Source organism: Saliterribacillus persicus, from assembly GCF_003337485.1.
Classification (GTDB): Bacteria; Bacillota; Bacilli; order Bacillales; family Amphibacillaceae; genus Saliterribacillus; species Saliterribacillus persicus.
The window spans coordinates 81,074-103,196 of the sequence record NZ_QPJJ01000011.1; the positions used below are offsets into that span (position 1 = coordinate 81,074).

Annotated in this window: 25 protein-coding genes and 6 tRNA genes; 22 read left to right on the forward strand and 9 right to left on the reverse strand. The window is 33.0% G+C overall.

The window, feature by feature from the left end; translation table 11 throughout:
- The first annotated feature begins 63 nt into the window (after nt 1–63).
- The 14 genes from DFR57_RS13010 to phoU all read left to right on the forward strand — a co-directional run bounded on the left by DFR57_RS13010 (nt 64) and on the right by phoU (nt 9,528).
- A tRNA-Asn gene (locus DFR57_RS13010) sits at nt 64–138 on the forward strand.
- Between the two features lie 3 nt (nt 139–141).
- A tRNA-Met gene (locus DFR57_RS13015) sits at nt 142–218 on the forward strand.
- Between the two features lie 22 nt (nt 219–240).
- A tRNA-His gene (locus tag DFR57_RS13020) sits at nt 241–316 on the forward strand.
- Nucleotides 317–330: 14 nt separating this feature from the next.
- Nucleotides 331–407, forward strand: a tRNA-Ile gene (locus tag DFR57_RS13025).
- A gap of 15 nt (nt 408–422) precedes the next feature.
- Nucleotides 423–515 (forward strand) — tRNA-Ser (locus DFR57_RS13030).
- A gap of 21 nt (nt 516–536) precedes the next feature.
- A tRNA-Phe gene (locus DFR57_RS13035) sits at nt 537–612 on the forward strand.
- Between the two features lie 159 nt (nt 613–771).
- On the forward strand, nt 772–1,383 hold the full coding sequence (locus DFR57_RS13040) for a superoxide dismutase (RefSeq protein WP_114353648.1): 612 nt from the start codon (nt 772–774) through the stop codon (nt 1,381–1,383).
- 144 nt (nt 1,384–1,527) lie between these two features.
- Complete coding sequence (locus DFR57_RS13045; protein WP_114353649.1) at nt 1,528–2,730, forward strand: MFS transporter; 1,203 nt, start codon at nt 1,528–1,530, stop codon at nt 2,728–2,730.
- Between the two features lie 81 nt (nt 2,731–2,811).
- Complete coding sequence (locus DFR57_RS13050) at nt 2,812–4,896, forward strand: peptidoglycan D,D-transpeptidase FtsI family protein (RefSeq protein ID WP_114353650.1); 2,085 nt, start codon at nt 2,812–2,814, stop codon at nt 4,894–4,896.
- A gap of 214 nt (nt 4,897–5,110) precedes the next feature.
- Nucleotides 5,111–6,133, forward strand: a complete 1,023-nt coding sequence (locus tag DFR57_RS13055; protein WP_114353651.1) for a PstS family phosphate ABC transporter substrate-binding protein — start codon at nt 5,111–5,113, stop codon at nt 6,131–6,133.
- A gap of 159 nt (nt 6,134–6,292) precedes the next feature.
- The gene (pstC, locus tag DFR57_RS13060; RefSeq protein WP_114353710.1) at nt 6,293–7,192 is read left to right on the forward strand and encodes a phosphate ABC transporter permease subunit PstC; all 900 of its coding nucleotides are present in this window, start codon (nt 6,293–6,295) and stop codon (nt 7,190–7,192) included.
- A complete protein-coding gene (pstA, locus tag DFR57_RS13065; protein ID WP_114353652.1) occupies nt 7,192–8,061 on the forward strand; it encodes a phosphate ABC transporter permease PstA in 870 nt (289 codons plus the stop codon). Before pstC ends, pstA begins: the two co-directional genes overlap by 1 nt.
- An 18-nt stretch (nt 8,062–8,079) precedes the next feature.
- Nucleotides 8,080–8,850 carry a phosphate ABC transporter ATP-binding protein PstB gene (pstB, locus tag DFR57_RS13070; RefSeq protein ID WP_114353653.1) on the forward strand — a complete coding sequence of 257 codons (771 nt, stop codon included), beginning with the start codon at nt 8,080–8,082 and terminating at the stop codon, nt 8,848–8,850.
- A gap of 18 nt (nt 8,851–8,868) precedes the next feature.
- Nucleotides 8,869–9,528 (forward strand): phosphate signaling complex protein PhoU, encoded by a 660-nt coding sequence (phoU, locus tag DFR57_RS13075; RefSeq protein WP_114353654.1) that lies wholly within the window; start codon nt 8,869–8,871, stop codon nt 9,526–9,528.
- 91 nt (nt 9,529–9,619) lie between these two features.
- Here phoU and DFR57_RS13080 read toward each other — a convergent pair whose 3' ends face one another.
- On the reverse strand, nt 9,620–10,099 hold the full coding sequence (locus DFR57_RS13080) for an MltG/YceG/YrrL family protein (protein WP_114353655.1): 480 nt from the start codon (nt 10,097–10,099) through the stop codon (nt 9,620–9,622).
- Between the two features lie 24 nt (nt 10,100–10,123).
- Nucleotides 10,124–10,465, reverse strand: coding sequence for a hypothetical protein (locus DFR57_RS13085; protein ID WP_114353656.1), 342 nt, complete (start codon nt 10,463–10,465; stop codon nt 10,124–10,126).
- A gap of 155 nt (nt 10,466–10,620) precedes the next feature.
- Here DFR57_RS13085 and rpmG point away from each other — a divergent pair, with 155 nt between their 5' ends.
- From rpmG to DFR57_RS13100, 3 genes are all read left to right on the forward strand, one after another.
- The gene (rpmG, locus tag DFR57_RS13090; protein ID WP_079708498.1) at nt 10,621–10,770 is read left to right on the forward strand and encodes a 50S ribosomal protein L33; all 150 of its coding nucleotides are present in this window, start codon (nt 10,621–10,623) and stop codon (nt 10,768–10,770) included.
- Between the two features lie 71 nt (nt 10,771–10,841).
- Nucleotides 10,842–11,423, forward strand: a complete 582-nt coding sequence (locus tag DFR57_RS13095; protein ID WP_114353657.1) for a 5-formyltetrahydrofolate cyclo-ligase — start codon at nt 10,842–10,844, stop codon at nt 11,421–11,423.
- 32 nt (nt 11,424–11,455) lie between these two features.
- Nucleotides 11,456–12,997, forward strand: a complete 1,542-nt coding sequence (locus DFR57_RS13100; protein WP_114353658.1) for a rhomboid family protein — start codon at nt 11,456–11,458, stop codon at nt 12,995–12,997.
- Here DFR57_RS13100 and DFR57_RS13105 read toward each other — a convergent pair.
- Nucleotides 12,979–13,833 (reverse strand): hypothetical protein, encoded by an 855-nt coding sequence (locus DFR57_RS13105; RefSeq protein ID WP_114353659.1) that lies wholly within the window; start codon nt 13,831–13,833, stop codon nt 12,979–12,981. The genes DFR57_RS13100 and DFR57_RS13105 overlap by 19 nt on opposite strands.
- Nucleotides 13,834–14,001: 168 nt before the next feature.
- On the opposite strand from DFR57_RS13105, the gene DFR57_RS13110 reads away from it, so the two are divergent.
- From DFR57_RS13110 to DFR57_RS13125, 4 genes are all read left to right on the forward strand, one after another.
- Nucleotides 14,002–15,441, forward strand: coding sequence for a spore germination protein (locus DFR57_RS13110; RefSeq protein ID WP_245937466.1), 1,440 nt, complete (start codon nt 14,002–14,004; stop codon nt 15,439–15,441).
- Between the two features lie 68 nt (nt 15,442–15,509).
- Entirely contained in the window at nt 15,510–15,722 is a 213-nt protein-coding gene (locus tag DFR57_RS13115; protein ID WP_114353660.1) for a YqgQ family protein, read from the forward strand.
- Nucleotides 15,719–16,696, forward strand: a complete 978-nt coding sequence (locus DFR57_RS13120; RefSeq protein ID WP_114353661.1) for an ROK family glucokinase — start codon at nt 15,719–15,721, stop codon at nt 16,694–16,696. The genes DFR57_RS13115 and DFR57_RS13120 overlap by 4 nt, the downstream gene beginning before the upstream one ends.
- Before the next feature lie 169 nt (nt 16,697–16,865).
- On the forward strand, nt 16,866–18,746 hold the full coding sequence (locus DFR57_RS13125; protein WP_114353662.1) for an LTA synthase family protein: 1,881 nt from the start codon (nt 16,866–16,868) through the stop codon (nt 18,744–18,746).
- 113 nt (nt 18,747–18,859) lie between these two features.
- On the opposite strand, the gene DFR57_RS13130 is transcribed toward DFR57_RS13125, so the two are convergent.
- A complete protein-coding gene (locus DFR57_RS13130; protein WP_114353663.1) occupies nt 18,860–19,033 on the reverse strand; it encodes a DUF2759 family protein in 174 nt (57 codons plus the stop codon).
- Between the two features lie 147 nt (nt 19,034–19,180).
- On the opposite strand from DFR57_RS13130, the gene DFR57_RS13135 reads away from it, so the two are divergent.
- A complete protein-coding gene (locus DFR57_RS13135; RefSeq protein ID WP_114353664.1) occupies nt 19,181–19,801 on the forward strand; it encodes an MBL fold metallo-hydrolase in 621 nt (206 codons plus the stop codon).
- 105 nt (nt 19,802–19,906) lie between these two features.
- Here DFR57_RS13135 and DFR57_RS13140 read toward each other — a convergent pair whose 3' ends face one another.
- The 5 genes from DFR57_RS13140 to comGC all read right to left on the reverse strand — a co-directional run bounded on the left by DFR57_RS13140 (nt 19,907) and on the right by comGC (nt 22,107).
- A complete protein-coding gene (locus DFR57_RS13140; RefSeq protein WP_114353665.1) occupies nt 19,907–20,149 on the reverse strand; it encodes a DUF2626 family protein in 243 nt (80 codons plus the stop codon).
- 136 nt (nt 20,150–20,285) lie between these two features.
- On the reverse strand, nt 20,286–20,645 hold the full coding sequence (locus DFR57_RS13145) for a hypothetical protein (RefSeq protein ID WP_114353666.1): 360 nt from the start codon (nt 20,643–20,645) through the stop codon (nt 20,286–20,288).
- The gene (locus DFR57_RS13150) at nt 20,617–21,075 is read right to left on the reverse strand and encodes a competence type IV pilus minor pilin ComGF (RefSeq protein ID WP_114353667.1); all 459 of its coding nucleotides are present in this window, start codon (nt 21,073–21,075) and stop codon (nt 20,617–20,619) included. The genes DFR57_RS13145 and DFR57_RS13150 overlap by 29 nt, the downstream gene beginning before the upstream one ends.
- 266 nt (nt 21,076–21,341) lie before the next feature.
- Nucleotides 21,342–21,815, reverse strand: a complete 474-nt coding sequence (gene comGD / locus DFR57_RS13155) for a competence type IV pilus minor pilin ComGD (RefSeq protein ID WP_170132984.1) — start codon at nt 21,813–21,815, stop codon at nt 21,342–21,344.
- Nucleotides 21,787–22,107: a competence type IV pilus major pilin ComGC gene (gene comGC, locus DFR57_RS13160; RefSeq protein ID WP_245937467.1), complete on the reverse strand. Its 321-nt coding sequence runs from the start codon at nt 22,105–22,107 to the stop codon at nt 21,787–21,789. Before comGC ends, comGD begins: the two co-directional genes overlap by 29 nt.
- Nucleotides 22,108–22,123: the final 16 nt, after the last annotated feature.

A 22,123-nucleotide genomic window follows, 5' to 3' on the forward strand; every position in this document is an offset into this window, starting at 1 on the left:
TATTGACTAAAAAAAAAGTATATGTTAAATTATTAAATGTCGCTTCATTAGTGATTTAATTATTCCACAGTAGCTCAGTGGTAGAGCTATCGGCTGTTAACCGATCGGTCGTAGGTTCGAATCCTACCTGTGGAGCCACATGGCGGTGTAGCTCAGCTGGCGAGAGCGTACGGTTCATACCCGTAAGGTCGGGGGTTCGATCCCCTCCGCCGCTACCATTACTCTTTTTACATATTTATGGCGATCATGGCGAAGTGGTTAACGCACCGGATTGTGGTTCCGGCACGCGTGGGTTCGATCCCCACTGGTCGCCCCATACTTTTTATATCTGGACCCTTAGCTCAGTTGGTTAGAGCTATCGGCTCATAACCGATCGGTCGCAGGTTCGAATCCTGCAGGGTCCACCATATATTATTTCACGCGGAGGAGTACCCAAGTCCGGCTGAAGGGAGCGGTCTTGAAAACCGCCAGGGGCTTCACGGCCCGCGGGGGTTCGAATCCCTCCTCCTCCGCCATTATTACATAAAATCCCTTTTGGCTCGGTAGCTCAGTCGGTAGAGCAACGGACTGAAAATCCGTGTGTCGGCGGTTCGATTCCGTCCCGAGCCACCATTTTTAACAAGCATTGATGCTTGTTTTTTTGTTTGTTTAAAAATCGCTAAAAATAGAAATCTTATCCTTATTATTTGCTAAATAGTTTGAACATTTGATACTCTTTAAATGGAGAAAAAGCATAAAAGCTTTTTCAATCACTTTTTAGGAGGAATAGATATGTCAAAATTTTCATTACCAGATTTACCGTATGAGTATGATGCACTTGAGCCACATATTGATAAAGAAACAATGAACATTCACCACACAAAGCATCATAATACGTACGTAACAAAGTTGAACGACGCGCTTAGTGGTCATGAAGAGTTAGCTAGTAAATCTATTGAAGAAATTTTAGCAGATCTGAATCAGGTTCCAGAGTCGATCCGTACTGCTGTTCGAAATAACGGTGGCGGTCACGCAAATCATAAACTTTTCTGGACTCTCCTATCTCCTAATGGTGGAGGTAAACCATCGGGTGCTTTAGCTGAAGACATAAATGCTACATTCGGGAGCTTTGAAAAGTTCCAAGAAGAATTTGCTGCAGCTGGAGCTGGTCGTTTCGGATCAGGTTGGGCCTGGTTAGTTGTTAATAATGAAAAACTAGAAATTACAAGCACACCAAATCAAGATACTCCCATTTCGGATGGAAAAGCTCCTGTATTGGGATTAGATGTTTGGGAGCACGCTTATTACTTAAAATATCAAAACAAGCGTCCTGACTATATTGCTGCATTTTGGAATGTAGTGAACTGGGATAAGGTAAACGATCTTTATCAACAAGCTAAATAGTAGATGTTAAAATACTCGAATAAATTTTTATTCGAGTATTTTTCTTTCTATAAATTCCAAATTCTTTCCTTGATCTATATGTATAGCTCTGTTTATTTTACTCATAATAAATATAGCTATTAAATATGATCGGAGTTTATTTGGATGCTGTTAATTTTAAAGAAAAATCAAACCGAACGAGACTTATATTTACTGTTGTTGGTCGGTTGTTTTTATTTTGTGGGAACTTTTTTGTCTAATACCTTCGTAAATGTCCTCCTATGGAAACAATCTGAAAGTTTCTTAACGATAGCTTATTACAACCTGTCTATTTATTTCATGCAACTTCTTTCTTTTTATTATGCTGGAATATTGGCAAAAAAAATTGATCGCACAATACTTTTAAGGTTAGGTGTTATATTCTTAGCTGTATTTTATTTATCGGTTCTTTTATTAGCAGAGCAATCCTCTCAGTACTCAATAGTTTTAGGGATGTTATTGGGAGTAGGTGCAGGTTTTTACTGGCTATCCTATAACGTATTGACATTTGAAATAACAGAGCCTGAAACTAGAGATTTTTTTAATGGGGTACTAGGATCAATGCAATCTTTTGCAGGTATGATCGGTCCTTTTTTAGCAGGTTATATCATATCTAAATTAAATAACAGTACAGGTTATTTTGTTATATTTTCTATATCATTTATTATGTTTCTATTAGCGATTTTTTTAACTTGGTACATACAGAAGCGAAGGGTATCTGGAAAATTCAAGATTCGGGAAATATTTATTGAAAAAAAACAAAATCAAAATTGGAATATTGTTTTAGTTTCGCATTTTCTCCAAGGATTTAGAGAGGGTGTTTTTTTATTTGCTATATCCATCTGGGTTTTTCGAATAAGCGATAGTGAACTTTCTTTAGGTTTGTTTCATTTTATCTTATCGGGAACTTCTTTTGTTATTTACATTCTTGTAACGAAAAAAATTAAATATCATAACCGGAAAAAAATGATACTAATTGGTGGTATTCTCATTTACCTTTCTACTACGATTTTAATCTTTGCTGATAATTTTCTTTTATTACTTTTCTATGCAGGTATTATTGGACTTTCATATCCATTATTCACTGTTCCGTATATATCTATGACCTACGATGTTATTGGTAAGGCAAGGAGTGCTAAAGCATTTCGAATAGAATATTTAGTTGTGCGTGAAATGTTCTTAAATAGTGGAAGAATAATTTCTATCTTAATATTTATTGGAATGGTTTATTTAACGGATGCTATCAAAACCATGCCAGTCTTATTTTTAATATTAGGTCTGGGCCATACAATTGTTGCATTTTTGATGCAAAAAATTAGGTTAGATTAAAGATATCGAAGTATTCCTATATTCAAATCTTTTATAGAAAATGTTATAATGATAATGTAAATTTTTGCTAGGGGGTTTCAAATGCTTGATCAAAAGAAAAAGAAGAAGAAAAAGAAACGATTGCAACTACCATTGCGTTTAAATATATTGTTTATATTTGTATTTGGTTTATTTTCGTTACTTGTTATCCAATTAGGTGTTGTGCAAATAATTAATGGTGAAGAAGCACAACAGAAAATTAATCAGACCGAAAATACACCATCAGAAAAACCAGTACCACGTGGTAAAATCTATGACCGTAATTTAGACGTGGTCTTAGATAATGAAGCGGTGAAATCAATTACATATACACCACCGAAAAATGGAGATTCTGCTGCTAATCGATTGAAGCTAGCTGAAAAGTTAGCCGAATTTGTGATGATTATTAAGGATGAAGAAGAACTTAAGGATGAAATTAATGAAAGGGATAAGAAAGAGTATTGGTACTTGAAAAATACAAAAGATGCCTTAGATAAATTAACAGAAGAAGATAGAAAAGAATTAACGACAGGAGAACAATATCAAACAGTGCTTGATCGTATAACAGAGCAAGAGCTGACGACTATTTCTTGGAACGTAGAATTATTAAACGTATTAGCTATAAAAAAAGAGCTAGACCAAGCCTTTGAGTTATCACCACATGTTATTGTCAACGAGGGAATCACGGATGAAGAATATGCCCAAGTGTCAGAGCACCTTCTTGAATTATCAGGTATTGATGCTGTTATTGATTGGGAACGAAAAAAAATGTTTGGAACTACTTTTAATTCTTATATTGGTGGAATATCTGATTCAGAAGAAGGAATTCCACGAGAGAATAGTGATTACTATCTAGCAAATGGCTACACGTGGAATGATCGTGTGGGAAAAAGTGGATTAGAAAAACAATATGAGAACATATTGAGAGGAAGAAAAGAAAAAATTCAATTCACAACTGATACAAAAGGAAATGTGATCGGTTCAGAAGTAGTTGTAGAAGGTCAGCGCGGCAAAGATTTAATATTAACTCTCGACATGCAACTGCAACAAGCAGTAGATGAAATTGTAGAAGAGGAATTGAAAAAGGCGATGAACTCTGTAAACAATAATGGGTATTTACAGGACGCCTTAGTAGCTATGATGGATCCACAAACAGGGGATGTTTTAGCTCTATCAGCTGTACGGTATGATCGAGAAGATAAAACCTATTCTGACAATTCCTATCGTGTTATATATGATGCGCATGAACCAGGATCGACTGTAAAAGGTGCAACCGTCTTAACTGGTTATGAAACAGGTGCTATTGACATTGGAACACGATTTAGTGATAAAGCGATTCAAATTGCTAATGATCCGCCTAAAAAATCATATAGATTTTTAGGCTATAGTCTTTCAGAGGTTGACGCACTTGAAATGTCATCAAACGTATATATGTTCCGTACAGCTCTTAAAATAAGTGGTGCTACTTATATAGAAGGGGAGAATTTAAGAAACTTTAACAATGATGCATTTGGTATTATGCGCAAACACTTTAGTGAGTTTGGGTTAGGTGTCGAAACTGGGATTGATCTTCCATTTGAAGCGACAGGGGTTAGAGGAGGAGATCCGGTAGCTGGTAACTTACTAGACTTAGCTATTGGTCAATATGATACGTATACAACTTTGCAACTAGCACAATATGTGTCAACGATTGCGAATGATGGTTACCGCGTTAAGCCTCATTTGGTAAAAGAAATACGAGAGCCTGGAAATGAAGAGAATAAATTAGGACCAGTTTTAAAGCAAAATACTCCTGAAGTATTAAATAGAGTGTCCATGGATGATCGTTATATTGATAGGGTTCAATTAGGATTTGAACGTGTTTTTACCGGTGGTACTGCTCGAAGTAATTGGAGTGGCTTTGAATATGATGTTGCTGGTAAGACAGGTACAGCTGAGAAGCCGAAATTTGATGAAAGTGGAAATCAAATCGCAAAAACTGAAAACCTATCATTAATTGGATATTCACCAGTAGAAAATCCAGAAGTAGCATTTGCTATTATCGTACCGGAAAATGGTACTGGTGATCAATACGCTGTTCATCATGAAATTGGCAAGAGAATTATAAGTAAATATTATGAACTTAAAAAGAATAGAATAGAAGATTAATAATGGTGCATGTATCTATTAAAAATGATACATGCATTTTTTTATGGGATTTCTGCTTAGAAGCTTGCTTATACAAATTTATAAGTAAATGTGCTAATTTTCGTGCTGAATTTACAAAACCTTTACACTAGCTTAATCGTAAGTTCAAATTTAGACGTTATGATGTAAGAGAAGTGAAAGGAAAGAAACATTACATTATTAGGGGGAAATACAAATGAGTAAATGGAAATTAGGGTTGTTAGCTTTACTAATGCTTTTAACAGTCGGCTTATTAGCTGCATGTGGTTCAGAAAATGAAGACGAAAATGAAGAAACAGAAGGTTCAACTAACGAAGCGAGTGCAAGTGAAAACGAAGAGGAAGACGATGCTTCTAGTGAATCTGTTTCTGGACAAGTAGCAATCGACGGCTCTTCAACTGTTTTACCAATTAGTGAGTACTTAACTTATGAATATAGTCAAGCTAGACCAGAAGTGGAGACAGCATTAAATTCTTCTGGTTCTGGTGGAGGATTTAAAAAATCAACAGTTGGTGAAATTGATTTTAGTAATGCTTCTAGACCTATTAAAGAAGAAGAAAAAGCGCAAGCAGAAGAAAATGGTATTGAGCTACATGAAATTGAATTAGCATACGACGGATTATCTGTTGTTGTAAGTCAACAAAATGACTTTATAGAAAATATCACGCTAGATCAATTAAAAGAAATCTTTCTAGCAGATGGTGGAGCAACAAAATGGTCAGATTTAGATCCGAGTTACCCAGATGAAGACATCGTAATTTATAGTCCTGGTCATGACTCCGGTACATTTGATTACTTTAATGAAGTAGTTTTAGAAGAAAATCCAATGCGTGAAGGTGAAAATGTAACCTTATCAGAAGATGATAATACATTAGTAACTGGTATTCAAACTGATCCATATGCTATTGGTTACTTTGGTTATGCTTACTTTGTAGAAAACCAAGATACATTAAAAGTATTAGGCGTAGATAATGGTGATGGAAATCCAGTTCAGCCAGATGGTGACACAATTCAGGACGGTTCGTATTCACCTTTATCTCGACCATTATTCACATATGTAAATGTTGAATCATTAAAAGAAAAACCACAAGTCTATGATTTCGCGATTTTCTCTCTAGAAAATGCGGGAGCAGCTGCTGAAGAAGTGGGCTATGTTGCACTTCCTGATGAAAAATATCAAGAGCAAATGGATAAAATAAACGAACTAGCTGGTAAGTAAGTGAAGAAATAGGTGGGACAGACCACTGTTATAAGATGGTCTGTCCTATTTATGCTAAAAAGGATTAATTAACTATCACCCTTTAACAAAAATGAAAGAGAGAGAAATGGGGTTTTCATTGTGAGCGAACAAATAAATCAATCTTATTCAGTAAAAGAGATGATTAAAAAAAATAAAGGTAAGAAAAATATTGGTAATTTAATTGAAAAATTAGTACCAATATTCCTTTTTATATGTGCTTTCATTTCTGTGGGCACAACAGCAGGTATTTTATTTTCTTTATTAAGAGAGTCGATTACTTTTTTTTCAAATGTATCTATATTTGATTTTTATCTAGGTACAGAATGGTCACCTTGGTCGGACCGATTTGGTGTAGCCCCATTAATTACAGGCACACTTTTAATAACATTTATTGCAATTTGTGTAGCTTTACCAATAGGGATAGCTGCAGCAATTTATTTAAGTGAATATGCAACACCTAAGGCTAGGAAAGTAATTAAACCAATTTTAGAAATATTAGCAGGAATTCCGACGGTGGTTTATGGTTTTTTTGCTCTTACTTTTGTATCCCCACTTTTAGGGAACATATTTACAGATATGCGAATATTTAATGCACTGAGTGCAGGTGTCGTTGTTGGAATTATGATTATACCAATGATTGCATCCTTATCAGAAGACGCTATGAGTGCAGTGCCTAATAATCTTAGGGAAGGTGCACTTGGCTTAGGCGCAACTAAATTTGAAGTTACTTTACGCGTTATTTTACCTGCTGCATTTTCAGGGATAGTGGCTTCTGTTGTATTAGCGGTTTCGCGTGCTATTGGAGAAACAATGATTGTGACGATAGCAGCTGGTGCCACTCCGAATATGACATTTGATATGACACAGTCTATTCAGACCTTAACGGCATTTATCGTTCAAGGAGCAACAGGAGATACGTCTTATCATTCTGATATTTACTTTAGTATTTATGCAGTAGGAATTACATTATTTGTTTTCACTTTACTAATGAATATACTCGCACAGTATATATCCCGAAGATTTAGGGAGGACTACTAATGCATATAGAAATCAATCAATCACAAATAAAATCTCGCGTAATTAAAAATAAATTAATTAAAATCTTGTTTATGGCAGCTACATCAGTAGCTTTAATATTTTTAGCATTATTGTTATACCGTGTGTTAAGTCAGGGATTGGGCTATTTATCAATGGACTTTCTTACAAGTTTTCCTGCTCCCTATATAGATAAAGCAGGAATTTATGCTGGTCTGATGGGCTCTCTATTTATGATGGCAATAACAGCACCTGTTTCTATTATTTTAGGTGTCTCTACTGCTTTATATTTAGAAGAGTATGCCAAACAGAATAAATTTACTAGATTTATTCAGGTGAATGTTCAAAATCTCGCTGGTGTGCCATCTATTGTTTTTGGTCTATTAGGACTGACCTTCTTTGTCTACCTTTTTCAATTTGGTTATACCTTAATTGCAGGAGCTCTAACAATGAGTTTATTAGTATTACCAGTTATTGTTGTTGCTTCACAAGAAGCCATTCGTTCGGTTCCTCAGGAATTAAGAGAAGCTTCTGTAGGAATGGGTGCAACTAAATGGCAAACGATATGGAGAATAGTTTTACCAGCATCTGTACCAGGAATACTCACTGGTTCCATTCTTGCACTTTCTCGAGCGATTGGAGAAACAGCACCACTAATTATTGTTGGTGCGGCAGCTGCTATTTATACCATTCCAGATTCACTTTTATCAAAATATACCGTTATGCCGATTCAAATATATAGCTGGACTGCAAGACCACAAGCAGAATGGCAATTTGTTGCCGCTGCAGGCATTATCGTTCTTCTTGTCATTTTATTATTAATGAACGCTATTGCAGTTTGGATAAGAAATAAGTTTCAAAATAGATATTAATAGTGAGGGGTTATTATAATGAATGGTACACAAACAGAGAATGTATTTAAAATATCTGATTTTAATTTATGGTATGGAAATGATCAAGCATTACATCAAGTTAGTTTTGATGTTCCCAAAAATAAAATTACCGCTGTAATTGGACCTTCAGGATGTGGAAAGTCAACATTACTTAAAACTTTAAATAGAATGACAGAAATGATTCCATCTGTGCATACTTCTGGAGTTATTCAATATAATGGTAAAGATATCTTTGCTAAAAAACAAATGGTTGAAGAATTAAGAACTCATGTAGGTATGGTTTTTCAGAAACCCAATCCATTTCCTAAATCAATTTATGAAAATGTAGCATATGGTCCGAAAATCCATGGTATTCGAAAGAAAAAAGTTTTGGATGAAATTGTTGAAAAAAGTCTTCGTGGTGCTGCTATTTGGGAGGAAGTAAAGGATCGCTTAAATCAAAATGCATATGGTTTATCAGGTGGACAGCAGCAACGTATCTGTATTGCTCGTTGCTTAGCTATTGAACCAGATGTAATCTTAATGGATGAACCTACTTCAGCACTTGATCCAATATCAACTTTAAAAATAGAAGAGTTAATTAAAGAATTAAAAGATAAATATACAATCATTATTGTAACTCACAATATGCAACAAGCTGCCAGAATTTCAGACAAAACAGCCTTTATGTTAAATGGGGAATTAGTAGAGTTTACCGATACGGATACTTTATTTTCTAATCCAAAAGATAAAAGAACAGAAGATTATATTACCGGTAGATTCGGATAAAGAGAAAGGAAGAGGAGCATGGTAGGTAGAGAAATGTTTCAAATTGAAATTTCTAAACTGAAAAGTATGATTATAGATTTAGCAAATGGAGCGGGGGAGCAATTAGAAAATGCTGTAACAGCATTATATTCTAGTGATGTAAATACAGCTAAACAATTGATTGAAGATGATAAAAAACTCGATAAAATTGATTTCAATATCAACGAAGCGGCTATACTGCTTATTGCAAGGCAGCAACCAGTTGCTTCTGATTTAAGAAGATTAATTGTAGCAATTCGTATATCTTCTGATCTAGAAAGAATGGCTGATAATGCGAAAAATATTGCTAAATCTACGATCCATTTAGGTGAAGAACACGGAATCGAAATTCATCAATCAATTAAAGATATGAAAGATATCGCCCTAAAAATGATTGATATTGCTGTAAAAGCGTATGATAATGAGGATATTACATTAGCTAGAAAACTAGCAGAATTAGATGATGTTTTAGATGGTATGTATGCCACGATGTTAAGAGAGTTATTAGAAGAAACAGCGACAAATCCTCAAAAGATCCAGCACATTATGCAAATGGCGTTTAGTGGACGTTATGTAGAGCGTTTTGGGGATCATGCGACTAATATCGGTGAGGATATAATGTATCTTGTAAAAGGCGAATCTACAGATTTAAATCGATAATTTTCTCTATTTAAAAAATGAATCATAATTGTTGATAGAATAAGAAAAACTCGGCATTCATAATGAAGTGAATGCCAAGTTTTTTAATGTTTTATGGAGAATTGGTAATCGTTCTCGCGATTTGTTCTTGATCCATGCCGGTATGAAGTTCAAATTCTCCAATTTGTATTTTTGTACCATATTCATTTTCAGCTAAAAAACTAATAAAATCATCTTGATTTGAGATTAGTCCTTCATCAAATAATGTATCTGCGACAGCATTTACACTTGTACCTGCTTCAATTGTTATTGTAATGGTTTCCACAGTGTTTTCATTCGAATCTTCAATAGTTTCAGTTTCATCTTGCTCTTCATCTTCTAGTGGCTCCTGTGTATCAATTTCACTTTCTAACACTCTTTCTTCAGTGTATATATAATATCCATCATTTTCGAGCATTGTTATCATTTCAGACTGTGTATAGCTTTCTTGTTCAACAATCTCTGTTGGTTCTTCTTCTATAAAATAAACCGTAGCTAAAATAGCAGTAGCTACTAATATTCCTAATGAAAATAATCGAATTGAGTGTTTCATAGTTCCCCCTAGGTAAATATAAAATTAAAATTGATGAATAACTGCTTTTACGTCATATTCATTTAAGCCCATTTCTTTAGCTATATATGTAGTGTCATAACCCTGTTCATGCAATTCATTTATTTTTCTGATCACAGGAGTTTGTTGATTGCTTTTTGCAATCATACTTTCTTGTTCAATGTCACTTGTTAATAATTCTTCTTCCAAAATTTTTAACTTTTTTTTCATTTGATAACTTTCTTGAAGTGATGAAATGGAGAACTGTTCAAGTTGATCCTCTATTTGCTTAAATCGATCTTGCATAAAAAAGGATACAATGAATAATATAATCGCGATAATAATAAGTGTAGAGATTGTTAATATCATGGTTCGCCTCCTAAATAGTTTACATGTATAGTTATACCATAAGTTCAGATCTTAGAAAACATTTACTTGTAAAAGACGCTATTTTTTGCTAATATATTAAAGTGCGAATTGATTAGTTGAAATTGAATTGAATGATGAAGTTTGGAGGGATAACCATGCGTGTAAATATTACACTTGCTTGCACAGAAACAGGCGACCGTAATTATATTACGACTAAAAATAAACGTAAACATCCTGAACGTTTGGAGCTTAAAAAATACAGCCCACGTTTGAAAAAACATACGTTGCACCGCGAAACAAAATAATGTATTAAAAGAAAACTCTTGCTATTTTAAAAAGCAGGAGTTTTCTTATATTATGAAATGGGTGTTATTCTATGGAAGATAGTAAAAGTAAGCTGAGACTTGAGATGATAAATTATTTACGTCACAACCAAGCTGCGCTAAAGAAGAGAGAGCAAGATATCTATCAGCATTTATTTCAATCTACCATATGGAAGAATGCAAGAACAATTGGTGTTACACTATCCATGCCTCACGAAATTAATACATACCCGATAATTGAGCAAGCTTGGCAAGAGGGAAAATATATCGCAGTTCCAAAGACATTTCCAGAAACACATCAGCTTAAGTTTTATCGATTACAAAATTTTAATGATTTGCGACGAGGTTTCAAAAATATTTATGAGCCAATTTGTACAGATTCAAAGATTATTTCAAGTAATATAATGGATATGATTATAGTTCCCGGATTGGTTTATGATTATAGTGGCTACCGAATAGGATATGGTGGTGGCTTCTTTGATCGATATTTAGCTGATTATACGAATATAAAGGTTGCGATTTTATATCAAGCCCAACTTAAACCAGCCATACCTCGAGATAGCTTTGATATTCCAGTAGATATTCTTATAACCGAAAAAAAATATTGTTGTGTAAAAAAAGTTAACGACGACTAAAAATGTATGACTGATTAAGGAGTGGATCGCTCGTGCATCTGGCAAATATATATTTGAAAAATAGATTAATCTATACCCTATTGGATGGAGAAGGCTATGAATTAATTTATGTAAGTGATTCTACAGACGAAATTTGGATTAAAAAGTCAACAGGTACAGAAACACATATGATTAGATGCACCATTGAGCAATTTGACTGGAAGCAAGAATGGATAAGAAATATTCAGCATGTTGAGGAAGAATTTTTAAAAAAGCAAACTTTCTTCACAAGGAAAAATGTTATATTTCATCATGTATTAATCAATGATTACAAACCAATTGGTATAGAAGATAACCCTCAAGTTCTTCACACAGAAAATATTTCAAAAAAGACATATACTTACTTTTTAGATTCTACAAATATATCCGATACTTTACCGCAACTTGAAAAAAATATTAATGCTAATGCGTCAATTCAAATAGAGTTTCCTGCGCAACTCTTAGAACTAGAGGCGTTAAGTAGATATTTTCATTCAAAAATAATATCACACGCACAGCTTCAGCAAAAACAGGCCATGGCTTTATTCCAGCAAGCGAAACCATGGATTAGTTATGTGTTATTGATTCCAAATTTAATTTTATTTATTCTCATGGAAATAGAAGATAGCAGCATGTCGCCAGAAACATTAATCGATTATGGAGCAAAGTATAATCCTGCGATATTAGATGGTGAGTGGTGGCGTCTTTTTACTTCAATGTTCCTTCATATTGGTGTATTTCATTTAATCATGAATATGTTAGCATTAATATTTGTAGGTTCATTGGTAGAAAGGATATATGGTAACTCACGCTATCTTTTTATTTATTTTTGTGCAGGAATAATAGGAAGTTTAGCTAGCTTCGCTTTTAATGCAAGTATTGCAGCAGGAGCATCGGGGGCGATATTTGGATTATTTGGTGCATTACTTTATTTTGGTTTAAAAAATAAAGAAGTGTTTTTCAAGACAATCGGTTGGAATGTGATTTTCATAGTCATTTTAAATGTGTTATTTGGATTGTCTGTCCCTCAAATTGATAATGGTGCACATCTAGGTGGGATGCTTGCAGGTTTTATCAGCGCAGGAGTAGTATCTTTTCCAAAAAAGAAAGAATTTCTACGACAAACTATTATGCTTGTTTTTTTAGTAACGCTTGGCATAGGTCTTCTTGTATTTGGTGTAAATAATGACCAGGTTCAATATCAAGAACATATCCAATTACAATGGACACAGGACAATATAAACAAAGGAAATAATCAAAAAGCCATCGATGCTGTCACTAAAACTCTACCATACGCAGATGAGTTTGAAGCGGAATTGTTATTTTACAGGTCCTATGCTTATTTACAGATAGAAGAATATGAATTGGCAAGGGGAGACCTTTTAGAAGTAATCTCCATAAAAAATAATTTTCCAGAAGCCCATTATAATTTAGCTCTAATTTATAAGGAGCGTGGGGATCGAAAAGAAGCCATTCAGCAAATTGAAATGGCGATTGAGCAAAATGGTGAAGAAGATATGTATCAAAATTTATATGATCAATTATTAGTGGAATAGACTTGATATAGGTGCTCTACTTTTTTCTTTTCATTTTCGAATAAAACAATTAAATGATTATTTTCTTTATCGAATAAAATAATTGGAACTTTAATTTCATTAGATATTTTCTTCTCAGAGAACGGAATAATAAATGATTTATAAAGGCCTTCCCATAATTGTGAAATAATAATGCTTGTCTCCTCTTGTGATAAACCTGGAAGTGCTTTTTTCTCAAATACGTATAAATCAGTGAGTGGTACTAGTAGATATTCATCAAGATTGATTTCTTTTTCAGTTAGCCATTTTCTCCATTCAAACTGAAGTTGTTGGTGAACTGTATTATTTATCGTTTCTTCCCATTCCTTTTCTTTTTTTGTTTTAGAATCTTTAAAATCCAATATTTTCACATGAGGAGAATCTACGACATATAGCTTGTCTGTTGACATTTTTTGAATACTTCTTATTTGATCTTTAGGATAGTGTGTTTCAGCATGATGAAGACTGATTGCTTGGAAAACACTGGTACCTGCCTGCTGTAATTCAACATCTAATGCTATCTTTTTCTCATTTTCCTTCCAGCTTCCAGTGATTCCTTTTAAATTACCATCCACAAATAATAAGGATACATCCTGTCTTAAGTATGCTTGTTTATTTAAATTACTATTTACTTCCCATTTTAATTTATAATCATCTTTCATCATTTTATCTGATAAATAGAGATTTGTGGAATGTGACAGAAATGATGCTGCATCATCTGTTGGAAAGTATTTTATTACTGGCTTCTCGTTCATAAATATCATGGACCAACAAGCCAAAACTATAAATATTATGGAGAATAATATTTTTGATTTCATGTTTTAATTCCTTTCCTTGTTTAAGATTATAGGCTTATTTTAATGATGAACTAGTAGTCCATGTATATGTCTAAAGCATTTATTTATGCGAAGATGAGATTCATGCATTGTTTTTTTGTTTTGGCATAAACTACAGATTATACATTTCATTATCAAGGATGTGTCTTTTTGACGACAAAAAATTATGATGAAAAAATAGCCTTTATACGAGAGTATTTAAATGTTGAAGATAATTTTGATATGATTCACCTTGACCTCGAATACGGACAAAAAAGAATGTCATTATTTTTAATTGATGGCTTAGTTAAAGATGAAATTTTACAAAGATTAATGGAATTTCTTGCAAGGTTAGAACCGGAAACAATAGAAAACCATACAGTAGCAAAGCTTTTAAAGCGTTATATTCCCTACGTTGAACTAGATGTAGAGAATGATACAAGAAAGGCTTGTGAACAGATATTAGCTGGACCAACCGCTTTAGTAATAGAAGGTTACGAGGAAATTATTTTAATCGATGCAAGGACTTATCCAGTAAGATCCATCGAAGAACCTGATTTGGAAAGAGTAGTGAGAGGTTCGAGAGAGGGTTACGTTGAAACGATAATATTTAATACTGCACTCACCAGAAGAAAAATAAGAGATAGATCCTTAAAAATGGAGTATTTATCACTTGGAAGACGCTCAAAGACCGATTTATGTATTTGTTATATAGAAGATATAGCTGACCAAAGAAAGGTCACTGAATTAAAAAGCCACTTGAAAGAAATCGATACAGATGGATTGCCTATGGCAGAAAAAACAATTGAAGAATTCTTAGGAGGACAATATTGGAATCCATATCCGACAGTAAGATATACAGAAAGACCAGACACGGCAGCTGCACATCTTTATGAGGGTCATATTATTGTAATCATTGATGGCTCTCCTAGTGTCATGATTACGCCTACGACTTATTGGCATCATTTACAACACGCAGAAGAATATAGACAAAAACCAGTCGTAGGAAGTTATTTAAGATTCGTTAGATTTGTGTCGGTATTTTTATCACTATTTATTTTGCCACTTTATTTTTTACTTTCCATCTCTCCTAGTAATATACCTGAGGCATTAAATTTTATTGGACCAAGTGAAGTAGGTACTATTCCATTATTTATACAATTTCTTATTGCTGAGCTTGGGGTAGATATGCTGCGAATGGCAGCTATTCATACACCCTCTTCTTTAACAACTGCCCTAGGGTTAGTTTCAGCAATTTTAATAGGACAGATAGCAGTTGAAGTGGGTTTATTTTCTAATGAAGTAATTTTATATATATCGGTTGCAGTAATTGGTACTTTTGCTACGCCAAGTTATGAATTAGGATTAGCCAACCGATTGTTTCGAATACTTCTACTTATTATTACAGGGATTTTTGGTGTCAAAGGTTTTATTATCTTAATCACAGTTTGGATTATTTACTTAGCTAGTTTAAATTCGTTTCGAATTCCTTATCTATGGCCAATTCTTCCATTTTCTTTTCCGAGTAGCTTAGAGGTTATATTTAGGACACCCGTACCATTAAAAGAAAGACGTCCAGCCTTTTTAAATACAAAGGATTCAAGGAAATAGTTTCACTCGTGAAATGTTTCTCATTTCTTTTTAGTAGCGGGTTTGTTATAATATCAAAGGTGATATAGATGAAAACAATGTATGATGTTCAACAATTAATCAAACGGTTTGGAACGATTATCTATATAGGTAATCGTTTAGCTGAATGTGAATTGATGGAAGATGAGATCAGGGAATTGTTTCAACAAGGTTTTATATTAAATGAACAATACTATCAGGCAATGCTAATTATAAAAAGAGAGAAAGAATTGATAAATAATAGAGGTGGAGAAACGAAATGAAGAAAGATATTTTAATCGGAATCGACATAGGTGGAACAACAGTAAAACATGCGATTATCGACACAGAAGCTAATCTTGTTGATAAGTGGGAAATTCCAACAAGGTTAGAGAATGACGGTGAAGAAATTCCAGTTGACATTTACCAGAGTATAGAAGAAAAATTAGCGGCAAATAATATTGATAAAAAGCGTTGTGTGGGAATTGGAATCGGAGCCCCAGGTTTTATTGATCCAGAAACGGGAATAGTTACGATAGCAGTAAATATCGGTTGGAGAAATTTTGACCTGAAAAGTAAATTAGAGAATTTATCAAATTTACCCGTGATAGTAGAGAATGATGCCAATATAGCGGCCTTAGGTGAAAATTGGAAGGGTGCAGGCAATCAGGTTGCAAATATGCTGGCTGTCACATTGGGAACAGGTGTAGGTGGTGGAATCATCAGTAACGGCCAAATTGTCGGTGGTGCAAATGGGACTGGTGGAGAAATTGGCCATATAACTGTTGAACCAAATGGAGCACCCTGTAATTGTGGTAGATCAGGTTGTTTAGAAACTGTTGCCTCTGCAACGGGGATAGTTCGATTAGCGATGGAGCAAATTAATCAAGGAAAGGCCTTAAAGTTAAAGAAAATATTTGATAACAATGGTGCCATTACAACAAAGGATATTTTTAAACAGGCTGAAAATGGCGATGTGGATGCAAAAAGAATTTTAGCCTATGTAATTAATGTTTTAGGTCTCGCTTTAGCTAATATTGCTATTACTACTAATCCTTCAAAGGTTGTTATTGGTGGAGGTGTGTCTAAAGCTGGAGATCAATTACTTCAACCATTAAAGGAATCTTTTAATAAGTTTGTTTTAGCACGCACACAAGAAGCTTGTGAATTTGAAATTGCTGAATTAGGTAATGATGCAGGGGTATTTGGTGCAGCATTTATAGTTTTGCAGGAATACAAGAATACTAGTTTAAATTAGAATTTATTAATAGATTGTAACCAAATTGAAAAAAAAATTAATATTTCTTTCGATTTTTTGAAACTTTCCTGTGATGTTGATCGTCTATAATAGTTGTAAAGAAAATTTAATGTATATAAGAAAAGTAAATATAGGGGTTTAGGGGATCATTTTGAGGAGGAATACCGTAATGTTTAACAGAGAAATTAACATGAGATTATATATTATAGCAAGTTTGTTATTTGGATTGAAAATATATGTTGTTTACCGATTTCTATTTAATATAACGATAGAAAACCCGTTACAAGAAATCATACTATTCATTAATCCATTTGTATCAGCATTTTTTGTGTTTGCTTTAAGTATTTGGATGAACGAGAGAAGACAATTAAAATTTATTAAATATATAGCTTTAATAGGAACAATTGTCATTTACTTTAATTTAGTGTTCTACAGAAACTTTACAGATTTTATAACGATTCCAGTACTATTTCAAGGGAGTAATGCTGCTGATTTAGGCGGAAGTATACTTGGATTAGTAGAAATTGGAGACATTTTACTATTTGCTGACGTATTTATTATTTGGATATTAGCTAATAAATTCGGAAATCACATAACAGTAGCTTATGGAAAGAAGACAAAGCTATTTGCACTAACATTATCAATCGGTTTTCTTTTAGGTAACTATGTTTTAGCGGAAATTGAACGTCCGCAGCTATTACAAAGAACTTTTGATCGTGAATATTTAGTGAAAAATATTGGTATATTTAACTATCATATTTATGATGCTGTGCTTCATTCTAAATCAAAGGCACAAAGAGTATTTGCTGACGGGAATGAATTGGCTGAAATAACTGAGTATATGGAAGAAGAAACTACAATTGAAGGAGAATCTGATTTATTCGGAATTGCAGAGGATAAAAATGTTATCTTCTTGTCCTTGGAATCAATCCAAAGTTTCGTCATAAATAATACCGTAAATGGAGAAGAAGTCACGCCGTTTCTAAATGATTTGATTGATAACAGTTACTATTTTGATAATTTTTATCATCAAACAGAACAAGGGAAAACTTCAGACTCAGAGTTTTTAGTTGAGAATTCTCTCTATCCATTATCAAGAGGTGCTGTTTACTTTACGCATGCATCTAATGATTATAATTCTTTACCAGAAATTTTGGGAGAGAACGGATATACATCTTCGGTTCTACATGCAAATAATAAAAGTTTTTGGAATCGTGATGTGATGTATGACAATATTGGTTATGACGAATTTTATGATATTGCATCTTATGAGGTAAATGATGAGAATTCTGTTGGTTGGGGACTTAAAGATAAAGATTTCTTTAAACAATCAATGAAGTATTTACAGGGAATGGAACAACCATTCTATAGCAAGTTTATTACTCTAACAAATCACTACCCATTTGACTTAGGTGAAGAAGATGCAAGTATTGAACCATATAATTCAAACTCTAAAACTTTAAATCAATTTTTCCCTACAGTTCGATATACGGATGAAGCTGTACGTGATTTCTTTGAGGATTTAAAAGAAAGTGGATTATATGAAGATTCAATTATTGTTTTAATGGGAGACCATTATGGAATAAGTGATTTTCACAATAAAGCGATGAGTCAGTATTTAGATAAAGATGAAATCACTGATTTTGATCAAATTCAGTTACAACGTGTTCCTTTCTTTGTCCATATTCCAGGACATGAGGGTGAAACCATTTCAAAAATATCAGGTCAAATTGATGTGAAACCAACTTTACTTCATTTAATGGGGATAGAGAGTGAGAATGATTTAACGTTTGGTACGAATCTTTTCCTAGAAGAAAGAAAAGACTTTATAGCTTTACGTAATGGTAGTTTCATTACAAATGATTACGTATATACAAAAAATCAATGCTTTGATCGTGAGTCTGGTGAATTAATTGATAGCACGAACGAATTAGTTGGTGAGGGAGAGAGCTCTGTCTGTCAACCAATGAAGGAAAAAGTTGAAAAAGAATTAGACTATTCCGATCAAATCGTATACGGGGATCTCTTTAGATTCTATGATTTTGAATAATTATTTAACAAAGCCTACGCTTTCGCGTAGGCTTTTTGTTTAAATAATAATAAAAACGAACAATGAGAAAGTAATCATTGTTCGTTTTTATGGTTTTTTGATTAAATTTAGTGTTAGAGCAAAGGATCAATAATTTCAAAATACAAGGTTCCAATTGAGAAAAAACCAAAAGTTAGTGTTGATAATCCTGCAAATCCTGCACCAAACATATTTTGCTTTTTAAATTCTCTTACTACAGCTAAGGCGCTTAGTACTGTAACTATTAATAATAAAAATCCTAGAACCATTATAAAGTCCTCCTTCAAGAATCGTAACTTTGCATAATATAATTTAAATTATATAATATGTATATGATAGTTAATACTAATATATTTTAAAACAAATTATATGGTTTGTCTATTGATATCACAAATAATTTATAAAGGAGCATAATATTGAATATTATTACCTTATCATTAGGACCACTAGGAACCAATTGTTATATTGTTTTTAACCATCAAGATTGCCTTATTTTTGATCCGAGTGGAGATGCGGATAAAATTATTGAAGCTGTAAATACAAATGAGCTGAATCCAATTGCTATATGTCTTACACATGCTCACTTTGATCATATTGGCGCTCTTGAGTCTATTCGTAATAAATATAATATTCCGGTCTACTTACATGAAGCAGAAAGTACATGGTTATCTGATCCAAAATTAAATGGATCTAGTCTCTTTGGGTTACCAGAAATAAAATGTAACGATGCAGATCAATTTTTGAATGAAGGTGATCTGCACCTTGCAGACTTCAAATTAAAAGCTCTTCACGTTCCAGGGCACTCGCCAGGAGGTGTTTCTTTTCTATTTGAAGAAGGTGGGTTCATCATAGGAGGTGACAGTCTATTTCAGGGTGGAATAGGACGAACGGACTTATATGGTGGAGATATGGAAGCCTTACTAAAAAATATAGAGAATAAACTATTCACCTTACATGGAGATTTTAAAGTTTTTCCTGGACATGGGTCACCTACAACAATAAATGAAGAGAAAAATCATAACCCATTCTTTAATTAAGTACTTCCTTTCAACAAAAAAATTAAAGAAAAATAAATGGATTCAATATATTCATTTCCGACAAAAATAAAAAAAGCGATGAGCAATATTTTGCTCTTCGCTTTTTTAATGTCCAAATCCAGGTACAAGTATGAAATTGGAGTAAAATGTAAACCCAATGAAAAATACGGTACAATACGCTGCGAAAAGGTACATATACATTCTTTCAGATAGTTTAAGAAAACCTACACCTAAGAAAAAGATTGTTTGTGCTAGAAATAAAAATGCCATTGCGTTCATATCGCCTATATAAAAGAATACCGAAAAGATACCAGTCCAAAAAGCTAGCATACGAAAAACACGATCCATTTCTTACCCCTCCTTTGTCAAGATAGCTATGTATTATCACTTATTATACTTTAGAGTATTAAAAATGTAAATTATCTTGATAAAAAATAATTATAATCAATTTCCTTATAATACAATCATATTAATGCAAATATGTTTAATGATTATCAATTTTTATTAAGTAATTTCTGCTACTACCCTGAGAGGTTTCTGTTTTAACATCATAAACAGATTGGTTATTTCTTCTTTCTTTTTCAATGATGGTAATTTTACCATTCGGGTAAATAAGTGTTTCTTCAGATAAAAAGTCGTCTTTATTCGCTTGGATATAATTGTACGCAAAGTAATGTAATGATTCTAATTGATACTGCTCTAGTTCTAATTTAAAGGAAAGAGCTTGATTTTGATGATTTGCAAGCTGGTGGAAGGTAATGAGTATAATGATGCTGATTATGAACAATAGATAGGGAAATATGAAGCCTTGCTGCTTATTCATTAATATGAAATAATTTTTCATAGGTTTTTGATCCTTTTACACGAATTTTAATTTTTATATGTGTTTCATCTGGGCTAGGACTTAGATAATAATATTCTACATTTCTTAATAATATTTCGTATCCTGATTGATTAACCTGACGGCGAATATTAGTTCCAAATTGACTAATGGAAACTTGCTCTATATCATTAATATTAAACAAAAGAATTTGATTTTGGTATAACAGTTTGGTTGACTTCATTTGTTCTAATTCTAACAAATGAAAAAATTGAAAAATAGTTAAATCAGGATTTGGTTTATTCTGGAGGATAGGGAAAATTTGGCTTATAAAGAATAAAACTTGTGTAAACAGTAAAATAGCTAGCAATAGAGAGATAAAAGTAAAACCTTTCTCACTCTTATTGATTTGGGTAATAAAAGCAAATGTCTTGAATAATTTCTTTAGTGTCAATCCAAGTTGCACATCCTTCTAATATATTATTTTGTTGGTTAAACGTATAAGTTATTTCGTAAGAATCTTTTGTTATAATGTTTTTTCTAATAGTTGTATTATCGCTCGATAACTTTAGTTGGTTAGACAATTCCAACGCAACTTCCCTTTTTATTTCTAAATCTTTATATTCCTTTAATATTTGATAATTCATGGGAATGAATGTAAAGAGTATGGAAAACAATAATGTGATGGAGAATACGGCTTCTAATAAAAGATAACCACTTTCATTTTGATTTTTCAGAGTAACATCGGCCCTTTCCAAATGGAAACGTAATAAAATAATCATTATGAGTTGTTTCAACTTTTATTGCTCCGGGATTTTTAATTGTGCCATCTTTTGAAAATGAAAGTGGCAGTTTAAGTGTGTTTTGTCTAATTGTCCAAGCTTTCGGAAATTCTCTCGATAGAAGTATAGTACCTATACCAGATTTTTTGATCTGATAGCTGTTATTGGAAAGATCAAAGTAGAGAGCATAACTATCATTGCTTGTTACAGATAGTTGCTGTAGATATATGATATCTTTTTCGAATAATTGATAGAAAGTTTGGTACTGATAACTATCAAATGTTTTATAATGAAATGCTCCACCAATAGATAAAAAGATTATTAATACACTTAAGACGAGTAAAGTTTCGATCAGCGTAAAACCCTTTTGTTCTTTTATATCTTCATGGAGTTTGATTCGTGGTGAGTTCATCAGTACTACCTGTTTTATAAGCAAGAGTTTTATTGCCATTATCACAGCTTATGGATTTCATGTAACCTTTATTTATTAATTCTTCTAGATTCGTAGGAGAAACACCGCCATTATCTAATTTATAAGACAATAATTGATTTTCGCCTAATTCAATGAGTGCTTCACATCCCTTCGTTTGAATTTCCTCATTTTTACTAGCGAGATTAGGTATAAATAAAATTAGAAGAATACTAATTACTGCTAATACAACTAACATTTCAATTAAGGTAAAGCCATTTTCATTTTTAATCATTCTAATTTCCCTCGTT

Coding starts and splice junctions, on each gene's coding strand:
- DFR57_RS13040 (WP_114353648.1), top strand. CDS start 772: ATGTCAAAATTTTCATTACCAGATTTACCGTATGAGTATGATGCACTT.
- DFR57_RS13045 (WP_114353649.1), top strand. CDS start 1,528: ATGCTGTTAATTTTAAAGAAAAATCAAACCGAACGAGACTTATATTTA.
- DFR57_RS13050 (WP_114353650.1), top strand. CDS start 2,812: ATGCTTGATCAAAAGAAAAAGAAGAAGAAAAAGAAACGATTGCAACTA.
- DFR57_RS13055 (WP_114353651.1), top strand. CDS start 5,111: ATGAGTAAATGGAAATTAGGGTTGTTAGCTTTACTAATGCTTTTAACA.
- pstC (WP_114353710.1), top strand. CDS start 6,293: ATGATTAAAAAAAATAAAGGTAAGAAAAATATTGGTAATTTAATTGAA.
- pstA (WP_114353652.1), top strand. CDS start 7,192: ATGCATATAGAAATCAATCAATCACAAATAAAATCTCGCGTAATTAAA.
- pstB (WP_114353653.1), top strand. CDS start 8,080: ATGAATGGTACACAAACAGAGAATGTATTTAAAATATCTGATTTTAAT.
- phoU (WP_114353654.1), top strand. CDS start 8,869: ATGGTAGGTAGAGAAATGTTTCAAATTGAAATTTCTAAACTGAAAAGT.
- DFR57_RS13080 (WP_114353655.1), bottom strand. CDS start 10,099: ATGAAACACTCAATTCGATTATTTTCATTAGGAATATTAGTAGCTACT.
- DFR57_RS13085 (WP_114353656.1), bottom strand. CDS start 10,465: ATGATATTAACAATCTCTACACTTATTATTATCGCGATTATATTATTC.
- rpmG (WP_079708498.1), top strand. CDS start 10,621: ATGCGTGTAAATATTACACTTGCTTGCACAGAAACAGGCGACCGTAAT.
- DFR57_RS13095 (WP_114353657.1), top strand. CDS start 10,842: ATGGAAGATAGTAAAAGTAAGCTGAGACTTGAGATGATAAATTATTTA.
- DFR57_RS13105 (WP_114353659.1), bottom strand. CDS start 13,833: ATGAAATCAAAAATATTATTCTCCATAATATTTATAGTTTTGGCTTGT.
- DFR57_RS13115 (WP_114353660.1), top strand. CDS start 15,510: ATGAAAACAATGTATGATGTTCAACAATTAATCAAACGGTTTGGAACG.
- DFR57_RS13120 (WP_114353661.1), top strand. CDS start 15,719: ATGAAGAAAGATATTTTAATCGGAATCGACATAGGTGGAACAACAGTA.
- DFR57_RS13125 (WP_114353662.1), top strand. CDS start 16,866: ATGTTTAACAGAGAAATTAACATGAGATTATATATTATAGCAAGTTTG.
- DFR57_RS13130 (WP_114353663.1), bottom strand. CDS start 19,033: ATGGTTCTAGGATTTTTATTATTAATAGTTACAGTACTAAGCGCCTTA.
- DFR57_RS13140 (WP_114353665.1), bottom strand. CDS start 20,149: ATGGATCGTGTTTTTCGTATGCTAGCTTTTTGGACTGGTATCTTTTCG.
- DFR57_RS13145 (WP_114353666.1), bottom strand. CDS start 20,645: ATGAAAAATTATTTCATATTAATGAATAAGCAGCAAGGCTTCATATTT.
- comGD (WP_170132984.1), bottom strand. CDS start 21,815: ATGAACTCACCACGAATCAAACTCCATGAAGATATAAAAGAACAAAAG.
- comGC (WP_245937467.1), bottom strand. CDS start 22,107: ATGATTAAAAATGAAAATGGCTTTACCTTAATTGAAATGTTAGTTGTA.